The sequence below is a fragment of the Ideonella sp. P3_A4 genome (assembly GCF_056403075.1).
On sequence record NZ_JBFUGE010001099.1, the window covers coordinates 1 to 1,235 of the forward strand.

Here is a 1,235-nt window from a genome sequence, read left to right on the forward strand (position 1 = left end):
ATACGAAGCCCTGGCGCACGAGATTGCGCAGTCCATCGCGACCGGCCAGCTGCGCTCGGGCGACAAGCTCGGCTCGGTGCGCGAGACCAGCAAGAGCCGCGGCGTCAGCCCGTCAACCGTGTTCGAGGCCTACTACCTGCTCGAAGCCCGAGGGCTGCTCGAAGCCAGGCCACGCTCGGGCTACTTCGTCAGCCACACCGTGGGCAGGCAGGCGGAGCCGGCCATCTCGCTGCCGCCCGAAGAAGGGCGTGACGTCGAAGTGTCTGAGCTGGTGTTCCAGGTGCTGGGTCATGCGAAAGACCGCTCGCTGGTGCCGCTCGGGTCCGCCTTCCCGAGCCCTACCCTGTTCCCGCTGCCCAAGCTGGCGCTTTCGCTCGGCAAAGCCGCCCGGCGGCTGGACCCATGGCGCACCGTCGAAGATCTTTCGCCCGGCAGCGTCGCCCTTCGCCGGCAGATCGCGCTTCGCTACCTGACCATGGGCTGCCGCGTCGACACCGACGAGCTCGTCATCACCAACGGTGCGATGGAGGCCCTCAACCTGTGCCTGGAAGCCGTCACCCAACCTGGCGATCTGGTGGCAGTCGAATCGCCCACCTTCTACGCCGCACTCCAGGCGCTGGAGCGCCGCGGCCTGAAAGCCGTCGAGGTGGCCACGCACCCGCGCACCGGGGTGGACGTTGCGGCGCTGGCCGCCGTTCTCGACAGGCATCCTGTCAAAGCGTGCTGGTTCATGCCCAACTTCCAGAACCCGCTCGGCAGCCTGATGCCCGACAACGCCAAACAGGCGCTCGTCGACCTGCTCGCGCGGCACCAGGTGCCGCTCATCGAAGACGACGTCTACGGCGAGCTGTACTTCGGCGCCCACAAGCCCAAGCCGGCCAAGGCCTGGGACAAGTCGGGCCTGGTCATGCACTGCAGCTCGTTCTCGAAGACCTTGGCGCCTGGGTACCGCATTGGCTGGACAGCGGCCGGCCGCTTCACCCAAGAGGTCAGCCGACGCAAATTGATGAGCTCGTTGGCGGCCTCCGTGCCCTGCCAGGAGGGCTTGAACGAGTACCTCGAACATGGCGGCTACGACCGGCACCTGCGCCAATTGCGCCTGACGCTGTCCAAGCAACGGCACACCATCTCGCGAGTTATCGCCAAGTGCTTTCCTGCCGGCACCAAGGTGACGCAACCCGAAGGCGGCTACTTCCTGTGGGTCGAGCTGCCGGCGACTGTCGATGCGCTGGAGC

The 1,235-nt window shown here is 66.9% G+C and carries 1 protein-coding gene and 1 pseudogene; both read left to right on the plus strand.

Translation table 11 applies throughout. From position 1 onward, the window contains the following. Positions 1–49: 49 nt before the first annotated feature. Positions 50–130: pseudogene (locus AC1DYI_RS36165) on the plus strand (hypothetical protein); the annotation flags it as partial. A 345-nt stretch (positions 131–475) separates the two neighbouring features. Further along, positions 476–1,235: aminotransferase-like domain-containing protein (locus AC1DYI_RS36170; RefSeq protein ID WP_477208907.1), on the plus strand; the 760-nt coding region annotated here is incomplete at its 3' end.